This is a genomic window from Paenibacillus sp. 37, from assembly GCF_008386395.1.
Taxonomy (GTDB): Bacteria; Bacillota; Bacilli; order Paenibacillales; family Paenibacillaceae; genus Paenibacillus; species Paenibacillus amylolyticus_B.
The window spans coordinates 304,025-323,811 of record NZ_CP043761.1 but is presented as its reverse complement, the minus strand read 5'-3'; the positions used below and the strand labels follow the sequence as shown (position 1 = coordinate 323,811).

Annotated in this window: 16 protein-coding genes, 17 tRNA genes and 3 rRNA genes; 3 read left to right on the top strand and 33 right to left on the bottom strand. The window is 48.7% G+C overall.

Annotated features, from left to right (window positions below):
- Positions 1-45: 45 nt before the first annotated feature.
- The 8 genes from F0220_RS01530 to F0220_RS01500 all read right to left on the bottom strand — a co-directional run bounded on the left by F0220_RS01530 (position 46) and on the right by F0220_RS01500 (position 3,835).
- On the bottom strand, positions 46-1,245 hold the full coding sequence (locus tag F0220_RS01530) for a DUF2800 domain-containing protein (RefSeq protein WP_105597957.1): 1,200 nt from the start codon (positions 1,243-1,245) through the stop codon (positions 46-48).
- Positions 1,242-1,685 carry a hypothetical protein gene (locus F0220_RS01525; RefSeq protein WP_105597956.1) on the bottom strand — a complete coding sequence of 148 codons (444 nt, stop codon included), beginning with the start codon at positions 1,683-1,685 and terminating at the stop codon, positions 1,242-1,244. The genes F0220_RS01530 and F0220_RS01525 overlap by 4 nt, the downstream gene beginning before the upstream one ends.
- Positions 1,686-1,707: 22 nt before the next feature.
- Complete coding sequence (locus F0220_RS01520) at positions 1,708-1,959, bottom strand: AbrB/MazE/SpoVT family DNA-binding domain-containing protein (RefSeq protein WP_105597955.1); 252 nt, start codon at positions 1,957-1,959, stop codon at positions 1,708-1,710.
- Positions 1,959-2,864 carry a hypothetical protein gene (locus tag F0220_RS01515; protein ID WP_105597954.1) on the bottom strand — a complete coding sequence of 302 codons (906 nt, stop codon included), beginning with the start codon at positions 2,862-2,864 and terminating at the stop codon, positions 1,959-1,961. The genes F0220_RS01520 and F0220_RS01515 overlap by 1 nt, the downstream gene beginning before the upstream one ends.
- Positions 2,865-2,905: 41 nt before the next feature.
- Positions 2,906-3,097, bottom strand: coding sequence for a hypothetical protein (locus F0220_RS01510; RefSeq protein ID WP_105597953.1), 192 nt, complete (start codon positions 3,095-3,097; stop codon positions 2,906-2,908).
- A 17-nt stretch (positions 3,098-3,114) separates the two neighbouring features.
- Positions 3,115-3,291, bottom strand: coding sequence for a hypothetical protein (locus F0220_RS32340; protein ID WP_181155330.1), 177 nt, complete (start codon positions 3,289-3,291; stop codon positions 3,115-3,117).
- Positions 3,288-3,566, bottom strand: a complete 279-nt coding sequence (locus F0220_RS01505) for a helix-turn-helix domain-containing protein (protein WP_105597952.1) — start codon at positions 3,564-3,566, stop codon at positions 3,288-3,290. Before F0220_RS01505 ends, F0220_RS32340 begins: the two co-directional genes overlap by 4 nt.
- A gap of 74 nt (positions 3,567-3,640) precedes the next feature.
- The gene (locus F0220_RS01500) at positions 3,641-3,835 is read right to left on the bottom strand and encodes a helix-turn-helix domain-containing protein (protein WP_105597951.1); all 195 of its coding nucleotides are present in this window, start codon (positions 3,833-3,835) and stop codon (positions 3,641-3,643) included.
- Positions 3,836-4,101: 266 nt separating this feature from the next.
- On the opposite strand from F0220_RS01500, the gene F0220_RS33400 reads away from it, so the two are divergent.
- The 3 genes from F0220_RS33400 (at position 4,102) to F0220_RS01485 (ending at position 6,503) form a co-directional block, all read left to right on the top strand.
- Complete coding sequence (locus tag F0220_RS33400) at positions 4,102-4,689, top strand: helix-turn-helix domain-containing protein (protein ID WP_105597950.1); 588 nt, start codon at positions 4,102-4,104, stop codon at positions 4,687-4,689.
- A 4-nt stretch (positions 4,690-4,693) separates the two neighbouring features.
- Complete coding sequence (locus tag F0220_RS01490; RefSeq protein ID WP_105597949.1) at positions 4,694-5,167, top strand: ImmA/IrrE family metallo-endopeptidase; 474 nt, start codon at positions 4,694-4,696, stop codon at positions 5,165-5,167.
- Between the two features lie 130 nt (positions 5,168-5,297).
- The gene (locus tag F0220_RS01485; RefSeq protein ID WP_105597948.1) at positions 5,298-6,503 is read left to right on the top strand and encodes a tyrosine-type recombinase/integrase; all 1,206 of its coding nucleotides are present in this window, start codon (positions 5,298-5,300) and stop codon (positions 6,501-6,503) included.
- Positions 6,504-6,599: 96 nt separating this feature from the next.
- Here the strand turns inward: F0220_RS01485 and F0220_RS01480 are convergent.
- The 25 genes from F0220_RS01480 to F0220_RS01360 form a co-directional block, all read right to left on the bottom strand.
- A tRNA-Gly gene (locus tag F0220_RS01480) sits at positions 6,600-6,670 on the bottom strand.
- A gap of 10 nt (positions 6,671-6,680) precedes the next feature.
- A tRNA-Pro gene (locus F0220_RS01475) sits at positions 6,681-6,754 on the bottom strand.
- A 7-nt stretch (positions 6,755-6,761) separates the two neighbouring features.
- Positions 6,762-6,840 (bottom strand) — tRNA-Leu (locus F0220_RS01470).
- Between the two features lie 17 nt (positions 6,841-6,857).
- Positions 6,858-6,934: transfer RNA gene (locus tag F0220_RS01465), tRNA-Arg, on the bottom strand.
- Between the two features lie 7 nt (positions 6,935-6,941).
- Positions 6,942-7,016, bottom strand: a tRNA-Gly gene (locus F0220_RS01460).
- 10 nt (positions 7,017-7,026) lie between these two features.
- Positions 7,027-7,107 (bottom strand) — tRNA-Leu (locus tag F0220_RS01455).
- A gap of 6 nt (positions 7,108-7,113) precedes the next feature.
- Positions 7,114-7,189 (bottom strand) — tRNA-Lys (locus tag F0220_RS01450).
- Positions 7,190-7,199: 10 nt separating this feature from the next.
- Positions 7,200-7,285, bottom strand: a tRNA-Tyr gene (locus tag F0220_RS01445).
- Between the two features lie 9 nt (positions 7,286-7,294).
- A tRNA-Thr gene (locus F0220_RS01440) sits at positions 7,295-7,370 on the bottom strand.
- Between the two features lie 20 nt (positions 7,371-7,390).
- Positions 7,391-7,466 (bottom strand) — tRNA-Phe (locus F0220_RS01435).
- Between the two features lie 17 nt (positions 7,467-7,483).
- A tRNA-Asp gene (locus tag F0220_RS01430) sits at positions 7,484-7,561 on the bottom strand.
- Between the two features lie 27 nt (positions 7,562-7,588).
- Positions 7,589-7,662: transfer RNA gene (locus tag F0220_RS01425), tRNA-Met, on the bottom strand.
- A gap of 16 nt (positions 7,663-7,678) precedes the next feature.
- Positions 7,679-7,754: transfer RNA gene (locus F0220_RS01420), tRNA-Val, on the bottom strand.
- 122 nt (positions 7,755-7,876) lie between these two features.
- A tRNA-Glu gene (locus F0220_RS01415) sits at positions 7,877-7,948 on the bottom strand.
- 4 nt (positions 7,949-7,952) lie between these two features.
- Positions 7,953-8,028 (bottom strand) — tRNA-Asn (locus F0220_RS01410).
- Between the two features lies 1 nt (position 8,029).
- Positions 8,030-8,105 (bottom strand) — tRNA-Ala (locus tag F0220_RS01405).
- A 34-nt stretch (positions 8,106-8,139) separates the two neighbouring features.
- Positions 8,140-8,213, bottom strand: a tRNA-Ile gene (locus F0220_RS01400).
- Between the two features lie 38 nt (positions 8,214-8,251).
- Positions 8,252-8,368 (bottom strand): 5S ribosomal RNA (gene rrf, locus F0220_RS01395).
- An 80-nt stretch (positions 8,369-8,448) separates the two neighbouring features.
- Positions 8,449-11,376: ribosomal RNA gene (locus tag F0220_RS01390) — 23S ribosomal RNA — on the bottom strand.
- 308 nt (positions 11,377-11,684) lie between these two features.
- Positions 11,685-13,237 (bottom strand): 16S ribosomal RNA (locus F0220_RS01385).
- The 16S, 23S and 5S rRNA genes sit together here with 17 tRNA genes alongside, the layout of an rRNA operon.
- A 628-nt stretch (positions 13,238-13,865) precedes the next feature.
- On the bottom strand, positions 13,866-14,411 hold the full coding sequence (locus F0220_RS01380) for a GNAT family N-acetyltransferase (protein WP_105602195.1): 546 nt from the start codon (positions 14,409-14,411) through the stop codon (positions 13,866-13,868).
- A 51-nt stretch (positions 14,412-14,462) separates the two neighbouring features.
- Positions 14,463-16,076 (bottom strand): response regulator, encoded by a 1,614-nt coding sequence (locus tag F0220_RS01375; RefSeq protein WP_105602197.1) that lies wholly within the window; start codon positions 16,074-16,076, stop codon positions 14,463-14,465.
- A complete protein-coding gene (locus F0220_RS01370) occupies positions 16,073-17,941 on the bottom strand; it encodes a cache domain-containing sensor histidine kinase (protein ID WP_105602198.1) in 1,869 nt (622 codons plus the stop codon). Before F0220_RS01370 ends, F0220_RS01375 begins: the two co-directional genes overlap by 4 nt.
- Positions 17,942-17,969: 28 nt before the next feature.
- The gene (locus tag F0220_RS01365) at positions 17,970-18,818 is read right to left on the bottom strand and encodes a carbohydrate ABC transporter permease (RefSeq protein ID WP_036616400.1); all 849 of its coding nucleotides are present in this window, start codon (positions 18,816-18,818) and stop codon (positions 17,970-17,972) included.
- A complete protein-coding gene (locus F0220_RS01360) occupies positions 18,815-19,765 on the bottom strand; it encodes a carbohydrate ABC transporter permease (RefSeq protein WP_105602200.1) in 951 nt (316 codons plus the stop codon). Before F0220_RS01360 ends, F0220_RS01365 begins: the two co-directional genes overlap by 4 nt.
- Positions 19,766-19,787 lie beyond the last annotated feature (22 nt).

The window sequence follows — 19,787 nt, the reverse complement described above, 5'->3', positions numbered from 1 at the left end:
CTCCAGCGCCCAGAAGTCATTTGATCAACATGATAGTCTGCGATATCACCCATCGAACTCTACTCCTTCAAAATCATCGGCCACACTGTTAAGCTCGGACCGCCTATCTGTCTCGACCACGAGAACCGGTTTGCCTTGTGGTTTTATAATTAAATCACTGATTAATGAGGACAATTCTTTCTTGCCAATCCGTTTCTCCAGTTCTCCGATACCATGTAGCTCGCGTGGCTTGAGATACTTGTCTTCCGGAATTTCAGCATCCTGAAGAACTTTCCAAGCCACATCCTTGTCTTTGATGGCGCGATTACTGCGCCCTTCGACCAACTTCCAGCCTTGTATTCGCTGACCGGCCTTAGCCTGGTCGAACGCATATCCTTGAACATCCTTAGCCCATGACTGGAGCTGTTCAGCAATAGGCAGGATTGCCCCGATTTCGTCCAGATCAAGTAGTGCCGGATCTTGGAACTCGTAGGCTATAGCGGCCATGTTGGCGTCAGAACGGGCACGGCAGTTTCCTTTGACCTTGCACCACCGGCAATGATCTCCGGGCTTAAACTCCCCTTCGCCTGCATCGGCCAGAGCGGCAGCAGGACGAACAATTTCCTCTGCCCACGCCAACAGCTCGTCCACTGTCATCGTGTCCGTAGTGATACTGTCGAGTCGTGGCTGAACAATAGTCATCCGAACTTCCTGAATGTCATAGAACATGTTGTACTCTGCCCAAGTACCCAAGGCATATAGGCGAATCTGTGGATTGCCGAATGCACTAACCGGTACACCTTTACCGTATTTCAGGTCAATGACTTCCATGATTCCATCAGAGATCAGTACGACGTCACCGATCCCCTTACCATCGGGCACCCATTCCGAGAAGTCAGCCTGAGCTTCCAACAGGACTGCAGCGTCCACAGACCGTGCCTTGGCTTCCATAAACCGTTCTTCTACCAGCTCACAGTATTCCGTGACGGCCGTCTCCATTTCAGGACCATAGAATCGATTGGATTCCATGAAGGTCTTCATCTTCTGTTCCAGATCCTTACGACGCTTTGAGTCGCAGATGGTCAAACGGCGCTGTAGGCGAAGCTCTGACAGCTCATGGGCTGCCGTGCCCTCATCCGCAAATTCACTCCGCGTATCCGGAATATGTTCCGTGAGCCTGGCGCTCGGTGGGCAGTTGATCCACTGCGAAGCCTTGGAAGCACCCAATAAGGCATGCTTCCGCTCCGAATGTGCAGGGGCTGTCATTTCGACAACCCTACCAACTCACGAAGGAAATCAATGCGCTGGTCGTTCGGGATAGCTGTAACATTCTTAACTTCATACTTAACAAGCAGGGCCTTAACTTTGGGATTACCTACCTCTTTTGACTTGTCCATAGCCGCTGCTCGAAGAGAAGCATCATCGGGGATATCCTCAGCATCGTCCGCACTCGCATCAGGATCAGCAGAACCTGTGCCCGAATCAGGATCAGAATGCGGCTCGTCTTTTTGTGCTACTTCAGGCTTCTCCTCTACGGGTTTAGTCGTATCCGATTTGGTAGAAGCGCGGCGGGACTTCGCCTCCTCTTTTACTGGAGCAACAGGGGCAGCAACTTGAACATTGCCACAAAGACCAAAGGATAGTGCGGAAAGCTCACGAAGGGATTCGGCTGCATCAGCGCCGGTGATGTTGATTTGAACTGGCATGGATAATTCCTCCTAATAGGGGTTAGTTTTTAGTAAGCTCTGTTGCTTTCGTAATACAAGGTGTGCAAATGTGTTTACCATGAAATAAGTGCAAATGATCACTTTGGCCACAGAAAATGCAGCCTGGTTGGTACTTGCGAAGAATGATCTTGTCATCGTCGACAAAGATTTCAAACGGACTCCCGTCCTCAATAAAATGAACCGTGCGAAGCTCTTTCGGAATAACCACGCGACCAAGATGATCAATGCGGCGAACAATACCAGTGGCTTTCATCAGTTTTCATCTCCCTTGGTATATTTACTTTCAATGTTGCGCCAATCATCTGCCACGGCTTCAAGTGCGTACTTGGCTTTTTTCTCCCTGCCTCGCGCTTCTTCCAGTAGATCCAAGTCACAAAGTTGAGTAACTGCATTCCGAATCAAACCGTCAATAACATCTGGACGCAAAGCATCAAGTTCCCAACATTCGTAGCCGAAATCTGCAATGTATTTTGTAGCCCTACTGTCTGTTAGTTTTGTGGGGTTTGGGGGTGGGCTGTATTCCTCGATTTGGTCATAATTAAGAGCAATCCGCTGAAATTCTACACTAACTCCAAACAGCTCCAGGCGATCCACAATGTCACGGCTCATGTCTCTTCCACTCGGATCATGATCTCCAAGATGAATGATGTGGATTTCTTTTTGTCCTGCAATATCGTTCATCCTTTGGGCTGCGGACCACATCTCAGATTGACTCACATACCCACGGCATGAGAAATACGGAATGTCTAACTCTTCACAAACCTGTCCAACGATTCCGACCAAGGCGTCTTTTTCGACCCAAACCTCAACGTAATTATCCTGGTCAGCCCATTTATCGTAGGCAAAAGAACGGGCCGCCGAGTAGAGAATAGATCCTGGTGAACCCCAATGACTATTTTCTTGCAGATTACGTGTACGATCCTCAATGGCATTCCAATCAATCATCCCTGACATCCGTCCATCTGAAATCAAATTCCCAAGGTTTTTGTAAGAACGTTCATTGTTCGGAATGACATCGCGAGCTACCAACTGATAGTAAACTTGGCGAAGTGTGAGGGAATAGCCCATCTCCTGATATTCATTGATGATGCTATTTACTTTCTCAATGAGTCGAAGGCTTTCAGCACGGAAATTAATTTCCCTGTAGCAGACTTTCATTGCATAATCCTTTCTGTCAGGGTAAACTGACGGTAGAGTTTTTAACTATGTGCAGCTGTTTCGGGGTAGGAGCCGATCAGCTGCATTTTTGCGTGTAGACGATTACGATATGTGCGGTACTGCTTGTCCGCATGAGTAGCGACTTTGATATGGCCACTCCGGCGCATCTGACTTGCAAGGGCCAAGTAAAAGCCACAGGCTGCTTTGAAATGCTGTTCTGTCATCAAGGGCAAAATTCTCACCTCCTTTCCTAATCCCCCGCGGTGATCGTCACAGCTCCGATGGACTTTGCCATACAACTCAACTTGCAATAGAGATCTTTGCCATGATGTACAGCGATCTGACCCTCTACGATTTCAGAGGCACATTCTGGATTAGCGCAGTAATCCATCACTTCTGGCAGTACCAGGCTTGGCATTTTACTCACTTTGTTTGCTCCTTTCCTTCTAGCCATTTATCTAATGCGATCTGACGAAAGTGAATTAGTGTCCGATTCCTAATGAAAGGAATCTCGCCGTTTTTAACCATCCGCCGTAACGTGGAGTCCGAAACCTTCAGATATCTGCATGCCTCAGCAAAATCAAACACATTAGCGTATAAAAGTTGTTCGATGGTAGGTTTAAGCTCGGCCAGGATCTCGGCTCTTAGTTCATGCTTGATTTCCACACGTAGTGCTTCGATAAATCCTGCTGTTGATGTCACAAGACCACTTTCTTTCATTGTTAAATGAATTAATTGAATGTTTAAATTATGTTAGAGATACACTTGGATAGGATTTAGCAAACCTCGCTCTCCATGCCTAACAGCCTTGCGATCATAGGTTTTTGCTTCTTTCCTTCACGTGTTCCTTTAAGAATCTCGGAAACATAAGTAACTGAGACACCAAGTTCACTAGCAAGGTCCTTCAATTTAATGTTGCGTTGGAACATGATCTTTCTCGCTTCAGCTCCAAACTCAGTATAATGTGGCATTTAACACCCCTCCTTTGTAAGAGTTTGTAAAATAAACAGCTTAATTATTGACAATGAACCGAAAATAATCTATTATCGTGAAGAAGACACAACCAAATAAACGTCGTTGGGGAACGATTTTTGATACGGGGTCAAGTGACCTCTGGTTTTTTATTGCCTTTTTCGCTGTTAATTAAGCTGTTGAAACAAATATAACCGAATATTTTAGTTAAGTCAACAAATAACCGAATATTTTAGTTAGAATATTTTCTGTTAGGAGAGTTGATATGAATATTGTCGATAATATACGAGAACTTTGTAAGGAATTTAACACTTCTATCCCAAAACTTGAGAAAGAGTTAGGTTTTGGGAATGGCGCTATATACAACTGGAATAAGAACTCCCCTTCCATTGACAAGTTACAAAAGGTAGCCGACTTATTTAATGTATCTGTTGAGCGAGTTCTTTACGGGTTTGAACTATCAAGATTTGAGCAAATGCTCCGGATTATAGTAGGGAATAAACCCATTGAGGAAGTTGCAAAATTAAGCGGGGTTGACTCCGAAACTCTAGATAATTATTTGATGGGTATTTGTCTAATAAAACCGGAGCCTGAGTTTGTAGAAAGGTTAGCTGTTTTTAATCCTTATGAGATCTTAGTCCTTCGAGAAGACTTTATGGAAGCGGCAGGGTATAAAACAATGACCTCAAAACCCTTAAGTGCCAACATAGAAGGTGAATCTCAACAATATGTGCCTCAAACCATTGCAGCTCACCATGACGGTGATGATTGGACAGAAGAAGAACTTCAGGATATCGAGGAATTCAAAGAGTTAGTAAAATTAAGAAGGCAGCTTAGAAAGAGCAAGGAGTGACGTGATGGTAGCCTACAACTACGAAAAACTATGCGCTGAGGCTTGTGTGTCAGACGTCGATATCGTCGAGAAGCCCTTACGGGGCAGAAGCAAGGGCTTCTATGCAGATGGGTTAATTCTTATAGATAAGCGAATCTCTACTATCATTGAAAAAGCCTGCATACTTGCTGAAGAACTAGGGCACCATCACACGAGCTTTGGCGATATTCTTGACCAAAGCGACATACATAAACGAAAGCAAGAGCTTCGCGCCAGGCAGTGGGCATATCAGTGTATGCTGCCCTTAGACCAGATTGTCCAAGCCCATCATGCCCGAATCTCAGGCCGATATGATCTTGCCGAATACCTAGGGGTAACAGAACAATTTCTCCAGTCAGCCATTGACCGCTACACGGAGAAGTTTGGTCTATCTGTCCGAGCGGATGAACGACATATCATATTTTTTGATCCACTGGGAGTCATTGAATCAACTGCGTAGCTTTCGAGATGAGCTTATTACTAGTGGCTTCTCATACCCAAAAACAGAACATACGTTCTTTAAAGGAGGTGTTTTTCATGTAATTGGAAATATAAAAATCCATTATCAATGCTTAGAAAGGAAGAATGACATGGCTTGGAATGAACATCTAGGAGGCAACAAGTATAAAATTGTTGAGCGAGATCCCTCAAAGGCGTCCAGACCGAAAAGGTCTGTTACTGTCTACATGCCGGAAGAGATCGCACGTTCAAAATCAGAGAAGAAAAAGGAAGCCTGGCTTGCGCTTGAAGAAGCTAAATGGAGTGAACAAGTAATAGCAGGAAAAGCAGTCAAACAGGAGGATATCACCTTTAATGACTTCATTCCGAAATGGGAGAAAGGCTACGCTGCAGGGAATATGGGCGAATACACGCAGAACGTGAACCTCTACAATCTGAACAAATATGTGGTTCCAGAGTTTGGCCACCTGAAAATTAGTAAAATAACAACCCTGCAGCTTGTTACCTTCTTTGGAGAGCTGCGGCGCGAGAACGGGAAAGAGTTCGCTACTAATTCGAAATTAAATATCTACAAAGCGGCCAAGTCGGTTTTTGACGCTGCCCATGATTGGGAACTGATTACGAAGAACCCGATGGATGGCGTTCAGCGACCGAAAACCAGCAAGAAGGAAAAGAAAGTTATGCGCGGTGTAAAGAAGGCATTTAATAGCTCAGAATCAGAAACGGTCCTGCTGGCTCTCTACGACCTGCCAGATAGGTGGAGGCTCTATTTTACCGGGTCACTCCTTGGCGGCTTCAGACGGGGCGAATATTTAGCTATAGAGTGGCCGGACGTCGACTATGATCGGGGAGCAATCTGGATCGATAAGCAAATCACATTTGATAAAGAAGGTAACAAGATTGAAGGCGAAGTTAAGACAGAAGAATCCGAGGGTTGGGTAGCTATGCCGAAGTGGTACATGGCTCAGCTCAAGGAATACGAACGAATATGGAAAAAAGAGAAATTCCAATGCAAAGATTGGGCTGGAGAGAACAAATCATATGTATTCCATGGTGGGAAAGGAATTATGTACTTCCCTACGACCCCCACAAGCACCTGGAGGAAGTTTTTGCAGAAGAAGGGCATTCCACATGTCAAACTACACGGGTTGCGACACACGGCAGCCATGCTGCTCAGAGAAAGCGGCGCGGATCTCAAGACCATGCAGGAACGTTTAAGGCACACTAAGATCGGAACCACAGCCGATATCTACACACATAAGTCTGAGATGATCTCAAGAGACGCTGCGGACCGTTTAGAGGTGTTTGATCCTAAAAGATTGAGAATTGCCCCATGACCTGCCCCATGAACAAAAATAGTCTAGTCCTATGTCGAATTTTAAGCAAACAAAAAACCCTTGTAGGGCAAGGGTTTAAGGTCTTACAAAGTATGAAGCGGGTGATGGGAATCGAACCCACGCTATTAGCTTGGAAGGCTAAAGTTCTACCATTGAACTACACCCGCATAACAACAATCGGGATGACACGATTTGAACATGCGACCCCCTGGTCCCAAACCAGGTGCTCTACCAAGCTGAGCTACATCCCGTTATCTATACCGGCGAGAGGACTCGAACCTCCACGGTTTCCCACTCGATTTTGAGTCGAGCGCGTCTGCCATTCCGCCACGCCGGCAAAATATGAAGTTATAATGGCGCGCCCTGAGAGATTCGAACTCCCGGCCTTTTGATTCGTAGTCAAACGCTCTATCCAGCTGAGCTAAGGGCGCAAAATATTGGAGCGGAAGACGGGAATCGAACCCGCGACCCTCGCCTTGGCAAGGCGATGCTCTACCGCTGAGCCACTTCCGCAAATAAGGGATGCGCGTGGAGGGACTTGAACCCCCACGTCAAAGACGCTAGATCCTAAGTCTAGTGCGTCTGCCAATTCCGCCACACGCGCATATAATGGTGAGTCATGAAGGGCTCGAACCTTCGACACCCTGATTAAAAGTCAGGTGCTCTACCAACTGAGCTAATGACTCATAGAAAAACTGGTGGAGGATGATGGATTCGAACCACCGAACCCGTACGGGAGCAGATTTACAGTCTGATGCGTTTGGCCGCTTCGCTAATCCTCCAGGATTACATGGTGCCGGCGAGAGGACTTGAACCCCCAACCTACTGATTACAAGTCAGTTGCTCTACCAGTTGAGCTACACCGGCGTATTACATGGTGTTATAAATGGTGGCTCGGGACGGAATCGAACCGCCGACACGAGGATTTTCAGTCCTCTGCTCTACCGACTGAGCTACCGAGCCTTACTACATTAAAAAAATGGCGGAACCGACGGGATTCGAACCCGCGATCTCCTGCGTGACAGGCAGGCATGTTAGGCCAACTACACCACGGTTCCAGATCACTTTCTCAAAGGAAAGTATAATTGCGGGGGCAGGATTTGAACCTGCGGCCTTCGGGTTATGAGCCCGACGAGCTACCGGGCTGCTCCACCCCGCGTCGTTATAAAGTTATATGGTGGAGGCTGAGGGGATCGAACCCCCGACCCTCTGCTTGTAAGGCAGATGCTCTCCCAGCTGAGCTAAGCCTCCATAATATGACCCGTAGGGGATACTCTCACTTCGTTCGAGACTGCGAAGCTGTTGCTAACGAAGTGCATCCTCCGACGAACCTTTGGGATTCTCATCCCTTGTTGAAGCAATAGATATTGCTATGACCCGTAGGGGATTCGAACCCCTGTTACCTCCGTGAAAGGGAGGTGTCTTAACCCCTTGACCAACGGGCCTTACTGGCTCCCCGAACAGGGCTCGAACCTGTGACAACTCGATTAACAGTCGAGTGCTCTACCAACTGAGCTATCAGGGAATGGTGGAGCCAAGCGGGATCGAACCGCTGACCTCCTGCTTGCAAGGCAGGCGCTCTCCCAGCTGAGCTATGGCCCCATACTCTTGTGTATTTCTTGTTGTGGTCTTACTATGGGCCCTGGTGGACTCGAACCACCGGCCTCACCCTTATCAGAGGTGCGCTCTAACCAACTGAGCTAAGGGCCCTTATCAATTTTCGAAAAAAAATACCCCAATGGGGTTTCGCTTGGCGGCGTCCTACTCTCCCAGGACCCTGCGGTCCAAGTACCATCGGCGCTAGAGGGCTTAACGGTCGTGTTCGGGATGGGTACGTGTGGAACCCCTCCGCCATCGCCACCAAACGCATAGCTTAGCTTACATTTCAGAGATCGTTCTCTGAAAACTAGATTCGAAACGAAACACGCGAATTATCACTTGCTAATTGGATAAGCCCTCGACCGATTAGTACTGGTCAGCTCCATGCATTGCTGCACTTCCACCCCCAGCCTATCTACCTCGTCGTCTTCAAGGGGTCTTACATACTGGGAAATCTCATCTTGAGGGGGGCTTCACGCTTAGATGCTTTCAGCGTTTATCCCGTCCGTACATAGCTACCCAGCGGTGCTCCTGGCGGAACAACTGGTACACCAGCGGTACGTCCATCCCGGTCCTCTCGTACTAAGGACAGCTCCTCTCAAATTTCCTACGCCCACGACAGATAGGGACCGAACTGTCTCACGACGTTCTGAACCCAGCTCGCGTACCGCTTTAATGGGCGAACAGCCCAACCCTTGGGACCTACTTCAGCCCCAGGATGCGATGAGCCGACATCGAGGTGCCAAACCTCCCCGTCGATGTGGACTCTTGGGGGAGATAAGCCTGTTATCCCCAGGGTAGCTTTTATCCGTTGAGCGATGGCCCTTCCATGCGGTACCACCGGATCACTAAGCCCGACTTTCGTCCCTGCTCGACTTGTAGGTCTCGCAGTCAAGCTCCCTTATGCCTTTGCACTCTTCGAATGATTTCCAACCATTCTGAGGGAACCTTTGGGCGCCTCCGTTACTCTTTAGGAGGCGACCGCCCCAGTCAAACTGCCCACCTGACACTGTCCCCGCACCGGATTACGGTACCAGGTTAGAACCTAGATACGATCAGGGTGGTATCCCAACGTTGCCTCCACACAAGCTGGCGCTCATGCTTCAAAGGCTCCCACCTATCCTGTACAGATCGTACCCAAATTCAATATCAAGCTGCAGTAAAGCTCCATGGGGTCTTTCCGTCTTGTCGCGGGTAACCTGCATCTTCACAGGTATTAAAATTTCACCGGATCTCTCGTTGAGACAGCGCCCAAGTCGTTACGCCATTCGTGCGGGTCAGAATTTACCTGACAAGGAATTTCGCTACCTTAGGACCGTTATAGTTACGGCCGCCGTTTACTGGGGCTTCGGTTCACAGCTTCGGGATTACTCCCTAACCACTCCCCTTAACCTTCCAGCACCGGGCAGGCGTCAGCCCGTATACTTCGCCTTACGGCTTCGCACAGACCTGTGTTTTTGCTAAACAGTCGCTTGGGCCTTTTCACTGCGGCCCCCTCGTGCTATTCACACTACCGGGGCACCCCTTCTCCCGAAGTTACGGGGTCATTTTGCCGAGTTCCTTAACGAGAGTTCTTCCGCGCGCCTTAGAATACTCTTCTCGCCTACCTGTGTCGGTTTGCGGTACGGGCACCATCACCTGGCTAGAGGCTTTTCTTGGCAGTGTGAGATCATGACCTTCGCTACTATAATTTTCGCTCCCCATCACAGCTCAGCCTTACAATGTGCGGATTTGCCTACACATCAGCCTTACTGCTTAGACGGACATCCATCAGTCCGCGTCACTACCCTACTGCGTCCCCCCATTGCTCATAACGGCTTACGGTGGTACAGGAATTTCGACCTGTTGTCCTTCGACTACGCCTTTCGGCCTCGCCTTAGGTCCCGACTTACCCTGAGCGGACGAGCCTTCCTCAGGAACCCTTAGGCTTTCGGCGGATCAGATTCTCACTGATCTTTTCGTTACTCATACCGGCATTCTCACTTGTATAATGTCCAGCGCTCCTTACGGTACACCTTCAACCCTTATACAACGCTCCCCTACCCCTGATGCAAAGCATCAAGCCATAGCTTCGGTGGTGTGTTTAGCCCCGTTACATTTTCGGCGCAGAGTCACTCGACCAGTGAGCTATTACGCACTCTTTCAATGGTGGCTGCTTCTAAGCCAACATCCTGGTTGTCTGTGCAACTCCACATCCTTTCCCACTTAACACACACTTGGGGACCTTAGCTGATGGTCTGGGCTGTTTCCCTTTTGACAATGGATCTTAGCACTCACTGTCTGACTCCCGGAAGTAAGTCTATGGCATTCGGAGTTTGACTGAGCTTGGTAACCCTTGCGGGCCCCGCACCCAATCAGTGCTCTACCTCCACGACTCTGTTTTCCGAGGCTAGCCCTAAAGCTATTTCGGGGAGAACCAGCTATCTCCGAGTTCGATTGGAATTTCTCCGCTACCCCCACCTCATCCCCGCATTTTTCAACATGCGTGGGTTCGGGCCTCCAGTGCGTGTTACCGCACCTTCACCCTGGACAGGGGTAGATCACCCGGTTTCGGGTCTACGTCCACGTACTATGTCGCCCTATTCAGACTCGCTTTCGCTGCGGCTCCGGCTCTTCACCTTAACCTTGCACGGGAACGTAACTCGCCGGTTCATTCTACAAAAGGCACGCCATCACCCCTAAAACGGGCTCTGACTTTTTGTAAGCACACGGTTTCAGGTTCTATTTCACTCCCCTTCCGGGGTGCTTTTCACCTTTCCCTCACGGTACTGCTTCACTATCGGTCGCTAGGAAGTATTTAGCCTTGGCAGATGGTCCTGCCGGATTCATACGGGGTTTCACGTGCCCCGCACTACTCGGGATCCGTCTCGGAGGGAACAGACTTTCAACTACAGGGCTTTTACCTTCTTTGGCGGGCCTTTCCAGACCTCTTCGCTTAACCGGTTCCTTTGTAACTCCATGTGAGACGTCCCACAACCCCAAAGAGCAAGCTCTTTGGTTTGGGCTTCTCCGCGTTCGCTCGCCGCTACTGACGGAATCACTATTGTTTTCTCTTCCTCAGGGTACTTAGATGTTTCAGTTCCCCTGGTATGCCTCTGCATAACCTATGTATTCAGTTATGAGTAACTGGAAATTACCCCAGCTGGGTTTCCCCATTCGGACACCCCCGGATCAAAGCTTGCTTACAGCTCCCCGAGGCAGTTTCGTTGTTCGCCACGTCCTTCATCGGCTCCTAGCGCCTAGGCATCCTCCGTGTGCTCTTAGTAGCTTAACCATTGCGCTCGTGTTCGAGCTGTCGCTTCCCTTGTTTTGGACTACGTCCAAAGCCAAAAGTCACTCCATTTCGATCACACGCTCCAGCAATCTACCGTTTTATTGAAACTTGTTTAACACAAGTTCAGCTAAAAAGGAATGTTCTAATTCGCGTTTGTTTCGTTTCGATATCTAGTTTTCAAAGAACAAGCTCCATGCAAAAGCAAGCTGTTTTGAGAGTTTGAGCTCTCAAAACTGAGCAACGAGTGAGTGTTTTGCAGCTAAGCTGCTTATTTGAATGTTTCCGTTGCAGGAAACGATTCTCCATAGAAAGGAGGTGATCCAGCCGCACCTTCCGATACGGCTACCTTGTTACGACTTCACCCCAATCATCTATCCCACCTTCGGCGGCTGGCTCCTTGCGGTTACCCCACCGACTTCGGGTGTTATAAACTCTCGTGGTGTGACGGGCGGTGTGTACAAGACCCGGGAACGTATTCACCGCGGCATGCTGATCCGCGATTACTAGCAATTCCGACTTCATGCAGGCGAGTTGCAGCCTGCAATCCGAACTGAGACCGGCTTTGTTGGGATTGGCTCCATCTCGCGATTTCGCAGCCCGTTGTACCGGCCATTGTAGTACGTGTGTAGCCCAGGTCATAAGGGGCATGATGATTTGACGTCATCCCCACCTTCCTCCGGTTTGTCACCGGCAGTCTATCTAGAGTGCCCACCCGAAGTGCTGGCAACTAAATATAAGGGTTGCGCTCGTTGCGGGACTTAACCCAACATCTCACGACACGAGCTGACGACAACCATGCACCACCTGTCTCCTCTGTCCCGAAGGAAAGATACATCTCTGTACCGGTCAGAGGGATGTCAAGACCTGGTAAGGTTCTTCGCGTTGCTTCGAATTAAACCACATACTCCACTGCTTGTGCGGGTCCCCGTCAATTCCTTTGAGTTTCAGTCTTGCGACCGTACTCCCCAGGCGGAGTGCTTAATGTGTTAACTTCGGCACCAAGGGTATCGAAACCCCTAACACCTAGCACTCATCGTTTACGGCGTGGACTACCAGGGTATCTAATCCTGTTTGCTCCCCACGCTTTCGCGCCTCAGCGTCAGTTACAGCCCAGAGAGTCGCCTTCGCCACTGGTGTTCCTCCACATATCTACGCATTTCACCGCTACACGTGGAATTCCACTCTCCTCTTCTGCACTCAAGTCACCCAGTTTCCAGTGCGATCCGGGGTTGAGCCCCGGGATTAAACACCAGACTTAAATGACCGCCTGCGCGCGCTTTACGCCCAATAATTCCGGACAACGCTTGCCCCCTACGTATTACCGCGGCTGCTGGCACGTAGTTAGCCGGGGCTTTCTTCTCAGGTACCGTCACCTTGAGAGCAGTTACTCTCCCAAGCGTTCTTCCCTGGCAACAGAGCTTTACGATCCGAAAACCTTCATCACTCACGCGGCATTGCTCCGTCAGGCTTTCGCCCATTGCGGAAGATTCCCTACTGCTGCCTCCCGTAGGAGTCTGGGCCGTGTCTCAGTCCCAGTGTGGCCGATCACCCTCTCAGGTCGGCTACGCATCGTCGCCTTGGTGAGCCGTTACCTCACCAACTAGCTAATGCGCCGCAGGCCCATCCCCAAGTGACAGATTGCTCCGTCTTTCCAGTTCCCTTCAGGCGAAGAAAACAATTATTCGGTATTAGCTACCGTTTCCGGTAGTTGTCCCAAACTTGAGGGCAGGTTGCCTACGTGTTACTCACCCGTCCGCCGCTAACCATCAGAGAAGCAAGCTTCTCATCAAGTCCGCTCGACTTGCATGTATTAGGCATGCCGCCAGCGTTCGTCCTGAGCCAGGATCAAACTCTCCAATAAAGTATTGAAAAGAGCGATAAGCTCATTTTGAATCTGACGAGATTAAAAATCTCATTTGTGCTCCAGTCGTTCCAAGCCAAGGCTTGTTTCAAACTTTCGCGTTCATTCTGCAAGCAGAATGTTTACTCACTCGTTGTTCAGTTTTCAAAGATCAAACTTGTTTTTTCTACCGAGTGTCGTTCCCCTCAGCAACTTTTATATCATAACACTTCCGAACCAACTTAGCAAGCTCTTTTTTTAAGTTTCTTTTCGAAGCTTATTTGTTTTGCCTACTGTACTTTGTTTCTCGTTTTTTTTGGCCGGAGATAGAATATATCATATACACAACACAATTACCACTTGTAAAAAATTCCATTTGGAAGCTGATTTTATATCTGATTCAATCTCTTCATAATCTCTTTTTCCAATGGCAATATCCTCTTACTATATCCTATATACGCTCACCGGTCGAATCTCTCTCAATATAGGTTGTGAACTAATCAACCAGCATCATTACATTCGTTCTATAAAATAAGAAACATCATACCTCTACTCAATAACGTTGCTATCTGTTATGTGGATTTCGAATCTAATAATTGAACTCCATAGGCTGTGGACTAAATAGATTGTGTTTTTACTTTTTTTACTATTAGTCTTTGAACCTCCCCATCACTATTGTGTCGTGATACTGTCCTTCCATGTGTCGCCGATCCTTTTTCAAAATACCTTCGATCTCGAAGCCACTCTTTTGGTATAACTCGATTGCCTTTTCATTGGATGCCAGCACGTTCAACGTCTTCTTCTCTACACCAGTCTGGTCTGCCCATTCTATCGACTTCTCCAGCAAGTTCTTGCCAATCCCATGTCCCCAGAATTCTCGGGCCACACACACGCCAAACTCAATCTTATGGCAAAAGCGCTTCAACTCTGTACCTTCACATCGGGAGTATCCCACAATTGCGTCCGCCACTACAGCAACAAGGAATAGATTCCGTGACTTCTCAGTGTCCAAATGGATGATCCGCCTGAACCCGGCTGCGTCGATATACGCCTCGCCCTCTTCACGATCCATGTTCTCGGTTTCCCCATCGATTTGTACACGAAGTGAAGACAAGGCCTCAGCATCCTTTTCCTCTGCCGATCTAATGGAGTAAGATAAGCCTTTAATGTAATATTCCTGCTGATCGATCATCATAAGAACCGTACCTCCTCTTCTGCTTTGTATAATTACTATACCTGTATCGCTCTACCCCACCTCAGACGGACTCTTGCCCGTAAGCATTTTGAACACTTGGCTGAAATACGTCGCATTACGGAACCCCGTCATCTCGCTCACCTCATATACCATGTAATGTCCCGACTGCAACAGTTCCAACGCCCTCTGAATCCGGTACCCGTTCAAATAACTCACGAAATTCTCACCGGTCACCCTTTTGAAAAGTTGACTCAGATATTTCGGATGTACGAACAGCCCCTTGGCAATCGCTTCAAAACTAATCTCTTCGGTGTAATGCAGCTCCACATACTGTTTCACCTGCTCTATCAGTTTATTGCTCTTCTTCTCACCCATCTCTTTGCGTATCTGATCGAGCCAGTTGCAGATAATACGATCCATCCAGCTTACCAGATCATGCAAAGCATATTTCGATTGAATTTCACGCAGAAAATCACTCATCGCGAGCGGCGGGGGTAACATAGGGTGAAGTCGGTTCCAGCTATGAATCAACGTGTCAAACAAACTGACGACCACCACCTGTACACCCTGTATCCCAACACAGTTGCCCTCTTTCAGCAAAAGCCGAATATGGTGCCATACCTCTTCCGCCAGATCAGGTCTGATATCCGTCCAAGCCTCATTCCATTGACGAAGCATTAACGAATAATCGGTCAAACTTGGTTCTGTATCCTCTGACGCTTCATAGTGGTAGATACGATTTCCACCTTGAAACTCTGCTGTTTCCACCGCTTCCCTGCTCTCCAGATAAGAATCTATCACCTCACATGGGTGACTTTTGGATTTTCCTATTCCAGCACTTACTTCGATTTTCAAATACGTAAAGATCTGATCCATCATCCTTTCCACGAGTGGCAAGATCTCCTCCAGCTGATCCTTATCCTCTTTGTCTGCTAATAGAAGCAACACAAATACCTGATCCGAATAATCAACAATCTCTACCTGACCATTCATGCGCGCCGCCTGTTCCTTCACCGTCTCCTGAATAATATCAGCCGCCCCATAGCGGAGAAGCTGCCAATCCCGTTCTTTCATCCGTGTCAAAAATACGGGGCGATTCAGTTGCAGACTAATGGCGCGTGCCTGTGAGGACATATGAATGCCTATATAGTCCATGCGTTCTTTAGGCAGTTCATCTGCCCGATATCGCGTAGTCAGCAGTTCGTGAAGAAATTGTTTGCGCAAATACGGAAGTACCCGTCCGACCTCCTGCTTGTACGTCTGCTCCAGCCGTTCATGCCGCTCTCGCACATCTTGTTCCAGTAGCACCTCCCGCAGCACAGACTCAATCTCCTCAACCTCTGCCGGCTTCAGCAAAAAGTGATTCACCCCCCAGCGCATGGCTGCCCGGGCGTTCTCGAATTCGTCATATCCACTAAGAATGATGATCGGCAAGTGGGGATGATCACGTCGCAACGTCTGTGTGATCTCAAGCCCGTTCATCCCCGGTAGATAGACGTCAGTCATAACCACATCTGGATGCATGCGTTGAAACAGCTCCAGCGCATCCAAGCCGTTGGAAGCAGTGCCTGCAATGCTGAGGCCCAGAGAAGGCCAATCGATATGATCTGTTAATGCCTTTACAATATGAGGATCGTCATCAACAAGCATAATGGTCTTCATCATTTTTCACCGTCCAGCCATAGATTTAATTGCTCGTCGGTCTCAATACGCGGCAGCGTAATGGTCACTTCCACGCCACCTGACTCTCTATCGCTCAGTTGAACGCCATACCTCTTCCCACAATAAAGCTGAATGCGCTGATGTACATTCCGTACACCGATGCCACACGTCTCTTCGAGTTTCCACCCCTCCGGCAAACCCCGCCCATTATCCGCGATACGAATGACGATATCCTCATGCGGACCAACCTCTTCGTGCATATGCACCTGAATTCGAAGTGTACCTTCTTCAGGGTGCCCGTGCATAACGGCATTTTCGATAAAGGGCTGCAAAATGATCTTGGGAATGTAACAACCACGAATATGCGGATCGATCTGCTCCTGATATTGAATGGAGAACGGTAGCCGCTCTGACTGGATGTTAACGTAGCAACGGGCATGTTCCAACTCATCACGAACCCGTATAAACAATCTCCCTCCACTCAGTCCGATCCGTAACAGCTTACTGAGCTGCACAATCATACGACTGATATCCTTAGCTTCATAATCAAGTGCGCGCCAGTGGATCATGTCGAGGGTATTGTATAGAAAATGGGGTTTGATCTGGGCCTCAAGCAAGCCCGTCTGGGCTTCACGCTTAGCCCGGCTCTCATCCTTCACCTGTTCCATCAGCGTCGTGAGCTGTGAAGCCATGTGATTAAAGCCATAAGCCAAATGGGCATATTCCTCCGTAAACGAAAGTTGGACCCGGGTATCGAAGTCCCCTTTCTCCAGTTGTCTCATTCGCTTGATCAATTGTCTCAGTGGGCGGATGATCTGCCTTACGAACAGGTACGCAAGCACAGCGGAGCATAATAGTCCCAGTATGGCGATGCCGAGAATCTGCCAGCCCGCATGCCTGACCGGAGATAGAAGTGTGTACACCGGAATAGTCTGTACGAGTCGCCACTGAAGCATGGCTGGTCTGGAGTAGAGCACCAATTGGGCACCTCCGGATTGGCCGGAAACGACTTCGTATCCATCTGCGCCAGGCTGTACATGTTCCTGAATCCATGCACTATCTATAATAGAAGAAGATGAATTTACAGCTCCACCCGTTTCTTGAATGGTACTCGCTTCATTTCTTCTATCCGCTCGTTCATTTTCCTCTGCTGGATCAACTCTCCCCATCTGCATTACGACATTACCAGCCGTATCTACCAACAGGACTTTTCCATCAAGCACCATGGGCACATCGGCAAACCTGCGTACGATGTCCGCTCTACTCAGTCGAATGAGCACATAGGCCACCGTTCCGCCATGACTGTCGAAAATCCGTTGGGCGTATCCGACCAGGGATTGGCCCGATTCGTTCTCGCGCAGCGGCACCCATGCCGCATCAGCCTTTTCCAACGTAGCAAACCAAGAGTCGTGTGCGATGGTATCCACCGGAAATATGCGATCAGCCATAGTCACTGTCACCTCATTAAAGACATCCGTATACAGTTCGATGGAGGTGATGCCTTCACTCACGACCATGGTATGATCCAGGATTCGAGAAACCTCTCTCCGCTGGTGAATCTGTGCAAGCCTGCCCGTATCGGCCTTTTCGAGCAGATTGGACAGTTCCCGATTGCTTGCCAAACCATATGCGGTTCCTGTTACCCCTGTAATGAAATCAAATCCCCGACGTGTGCTCTCGTTCAGAAGAGCCAGACGTGCTTTGCTAATCTCGGCAAATGTGACCGCAGAGAAAGACTGATATGCCAGCCAGACCACAACGGAGACGAGCAACAGGTTAAACGCAATAAAGCAAGTCACCATCAATGTGGAGAGCTTGCTTTGTTGCAGCTTTTGATTAATGAATGCAGACCATCTTCCTTTCCCCATGGAAAAATCAACTCGTTTCGTCTTGGAATTACCCTTTGAGCCCAGAGGTCGCGATTCCTTCCACGAAGTACTTTTGACACACGATAAATACAATGAAACATGGCACCAACGACAACACCGACATGGCAAACATCGGGCCCCAATCGGATTGAGAACTCGAATCAAGGAACAGACGCAGACCTAGCGGCACGGTGTATTTGCTAACGTCACTCAAGTAGATCAACTGACTGAAGAAGTCGTCCCATGTCCACAAGAACGTAAAGATCATCGTGGTAACCAGTGCTGGAAACGCAAGTGGAATGATGATTTTGGTGTAAATTTTCACAGGACCGCAACCATCAATGGTAGCCGCCTCATCCAACTCTTTGGGCAATCCCCGGAAGAACTGTACCATGAGAAAAATGAAGAAGGCGTCGGTCGCGAGCCATTTTGGCACCACAAGCGGCAGATACGTATTCACCCACTCCAGGTGGTTGAAAAGGATATACTGCGGGATCAGCGTCACATGATGAGGCAGCATAATCGTCATGAGCATCAGGCCGAAGCAGATGGCTTTGAAACGAAAATTCAGTCGGGCGAAGGCATATGCCGCCATAGAGCAGGAGATGACATTGCCCAGCACGGCGCCAAGCGACAGGATGACAGAGTTGGTCAGGAAGCGGGAGAACGGATTCCCCTGAATACCGGACCAGCCATTCATGTAATTTTGCCAATTCCATTCCTGCGGCCAAAACCAGGTCTCTGTAAAGATCATATGTCCCGGTTTGAACGAGCTGCCCAGCATCCAGAGGATCGGGTAGAGCATGACAAAGGCGATGCCTGAGATCAACACATGTTTGCTGACGACCCATGCTGTAGAGTTCCGTTGTCCAATCATGATTTTCCACCATCCTCATAGTGCACCCACAGCTTGCTGCTGCGGAATACGAGCAATGTAAATACGCCAATCAGGATGACCAACACCCAGGCCATCGCAGAAGCATAGCCCATCTGAAAGAATGAGAATCCTTTTTTGTACAGATAGAGCGAATACATTAAGGTTGAGTTCACTGGCCCTCCGCTACCATTACTGATTACGAAAGCCTGCGTGAACGATTGAAAGGACGTAATCAGCTGCATGACGAGATTGAAGAAGATAACGGGTGACAGAATTGGCAACGTTATATAGAAGAATCTCCGCAGAGGGCCTGCACCATCTACCGCTGAGGCTTCATCATATTCGGGTGGAATCTGTTTCAAACCTGCCAGGAAAATAATCATGGATGATCCAAACTGCCATACGGATAACAGCACGATGGAGTATAGGGCATACTTCGGATTGGCAACCCAATCGGGCGCCTTAATGCCCACCATGGCAAGCACACTATTGAGTAGCCCGTCCCCGCCCAGCATTTTACGCCACAACATTGCAATTGCAACGCTACCTCCAAGTAATGTCGGAATGTAATACACCGTCCGGTAAATACCCAGCCCTCGAATCCCTTTATTGAGCAACATGGCTACCAGCAGCGCAAAGATCAATTTGACCGGTACGGATACAGCGACATACGTGAATGTAACTTTGAGCGACTGAGTGAACAGTTTATCCGATGTAAACATCGTCGTGTAGTTATCCAGACCGACCCAGGAAGGGGCGGCCAGGATACTATAATCGGTGAACGAAATGTACAAGGATACCAACATGGGACCAAGGGTTAGAAATAACAATCCAACAAGCCATGGGGCGAGGAACAGAAGCGCTGCTCCATTGTGGGCATATCTCCGTTTGACCCGCCGGTTAGCTACACGCTCGATTCGGGCTTGACTGACCTGTGATGTCGTCATCTTCGCAACCTCCCCGCAGAAT